Below are 2,348 nucleotides of genomic sequence, written 5' to 3' on the forward strand. Positions count from 1 at the left end.
CCTCACAGCCAGCAAGGTGAGCTTCAACCAGAGTGATGTGATGCTCATCCAGCTCGCCATCGGCATAGCCCGCCAGCCAGTCCTGAATCTGGTGGTGCAGGTCAGACCACTGATGGGATTCCGAAGAGGGGGTGATAGAGGGCTTATCACTCATGGGGGGTCACCCTTGTGTGCGTGTTGTCACTGGCAGCCGGATTGTCGGATGCCACCTTGATCAATCGCTCGGCCAGCAGGCGACGGCCTCGTGACAGGCGGCTCATCACCGTGCCTGGCGCCAGGTCCAGAATCTGCGCAATGTCCTGATAGCTCAGATCTTCAAAGTCCCTCAACAGAACCACCTGCCGGAAGTTGTCCGGCAGGTCGCGAACGGCGGCCATCACCTGCGCATCGGTCTGATGTTTCAGTGCCTGCTCGAACGGGCCGGGAGCGGCGCAGGGGTGTTCGCTCAGCACGGCGTCTTCGGTTGTGAGTACCGGGGCCAGTTGCCGCCGCCGATTGTCCCGGCGGTAGCCATCGGCAACCACACGGTTGAGAATTCTGAGCAGCCAGGCATAGATTGCTACCTGGTCGTCCAACTGGCCAAAATCCCGCCAGGCCCGAAGCAGGGTTTCCTGAGTATAGTCTTCCGCTATTTCAGTCGAGGCGGACTGGCGTTGCGCAACACCGTACAGCCGGTAACGCCAGGGGCGTACTAGGGTGTCAAACTGCTGCTTGCTTCCGGTGCTGCGCATTTTGTGTGCCCGTTTGGAATCGGTGGACTTGTTAACCAAAGACGTCGCCTGTGTTCAGTTTATTCCCTGTCGCCACATTTTTTTACGGGTTGCCGGGAACCGCAATCCAGAACGGGAACTTGCCGTCCACGGGTTGCCGGCGAACGACCTTCAAGGATTGGCTGTCAATCACGGCAATCTGGTTATCCGCCGTGACAGAGGCGTATATGAACCGGCCGTCACGGCTGGCGCGAACGCCATGGGGGCCGACGCCCACATCGACGTTCTTGACAATTTCCAGGCTTTCGGGGTCGATCAGGGTCACGGCGGACGCGGAAATCGCCCCGGTCGCGATGTATTTCCCGCCGGGCACCACGTCGATGCCGCCATGCCCACTGCCCACCTTGAAGGTTTTCAGCATGGTTTCACTGGCCAGGTCCATCACGCCCACGTTGCCCGTAAAGTCGCGCAGCCACAGCCGTTGGCCGTTGGCGCTGATGTCAACGTTGTGAGGCGTCTCAAGCCCCGGCGTCGGAATCTGATGCTGTTTTTCCAGGGTTTGCATGTTCACGACTGCCAGAGCGCCTTCGCCCTGCAAAGTGACGTAGGCAAATTTGCCGTCGGCGCTGTAGATGAGATTGTGGGGTACCTTGCCCACCGGAATTTTCTTCACCAGTTCGAGGGTGTTCATGTCGATCACTGCAACGTCGCCCTGGGTCGGCGCAACCGCAAGGCCATAGCGGCCATCCGGTGAGATCTTGACGCCCTGGGCCACCTCGCCTATCGCCACACTGGCCATGACGTCGCCATTGGCCGTATCCAGAACATAGACATTACCGGTTTTAAAACCAGACACCATCAGGCGAGAGCCATCCGGGCTCAGAGCATCGTAGTGCGCCCCTGCCACGCCAGGCCAGGCCTGTTTTGACGGTAAGGCTCTTACAATACCGCTGTTCTGGACGGCCACATAAAGCGGATCGCGGATGGCGTTCTCCAGGCTCAGCTCTGGGGCCGACCGGGCGGTTGGACCTTCCCGGGATGGCGCTACTGACTGACCCAGCACCGCCTGTCGCAACTGGTACACGTCCTTGCCGGACAGGTTCTGGCCCGCAATCGCCTTGATCTCCTCAGCGGTGTAGGGCTGAAACTCTCCCGCAAGACGCTGCTCGTTACCAAAGGCTGTCAACACGTAGTTCAGCACATCCGCGATCTGCTGGTTCGTGAGGGCACCGCCCCAGGCGGGCATGTTGCCGTTGTACGCCGTGCCCCCCACTTCGATGGACCCCGTCAAACCGTATTGCAGCACGTGGCCAAGATACTGGCGGCCACCAATGCCGTCGGTGGCGTTGTACAGTTCAGCGGTGTGGTTTTTCTGGGGCGGAAACGAGCCCGGTATGCCCTGGCCCTGTGCCTGATGGCAGGCCGCACACTGCTGGCTGTAAACCTTGGCCCCGCGCTCGAAGCGGGTGGATTCAGCCGCATTGGCAGACAAGCTGATACCGATTGCCGTTCCGGCAACAGCGATGAAGGATAGAACGTATTGGCCGATGGTTGGATGCATGCTGAAAGCCCCGAACGCTGAATGAAAGCCGACCGCCTCCATGCTGTGGCAACGCGATGCCAAGATCGAGCCGGTCG

3 protein-coding genes are annotated in these 2,348 nt (G+C 60.1%); all 3 read right to left on the bottom strand.

All coding sequences use genetic code 11. From position 1 onward, the window contains the following. A partial coding sequence (locus B2W52_RS22310; RefSeq protein WP_414673494.1) for a zf-HC2 domain-containing protein occupies positions 1–154 on the bottom strand: 154 nt, incomplete at its 3' end. Next, the gene (locus B2W52_RS10960; RefSeq protein ID WP_141697240.1) at positions 147–731 is read right to left on the bottom strand and encodes an RNA polymerase sigma factor; all 585 of its coding nucleotides are present in this window, start codon (positions 729–731) and stop codon (positions 147–149) included. The genes B2W52_RS22310 and B2W52_RS10960, both read right to left, overlap by 8 nt. Before the next feature lie 82 nt (positions 732–813). Further along, positions 814–2,348: cytochrome D1 domain-containing protein (locus tag B2W52_RS10965; protein WP_286803019.1), on the bottom strand; the 1,535-nt coding region annotated here is incomplete at its 5' end.

The organism is Marinobacter sp. UBA2498, assembly GCF_002341575.1.
Taxonomy (GTDB): Bacteria; Pseudomonadota; Gammaproteobacteria; order Pseudomonadales; family Oleiphilaceae; genus Marinobacter; species Marinobacter manganoxydans.

Coding starts and splice junctions, on each gene's coding strand:
- B2W52_RS10960 (WP_141697240.1), bottom strand. CDS start 731: ATGCGCAGCACCGGAAGCAAGCAGCAGTTTGACACCCTAGTACGCCCC.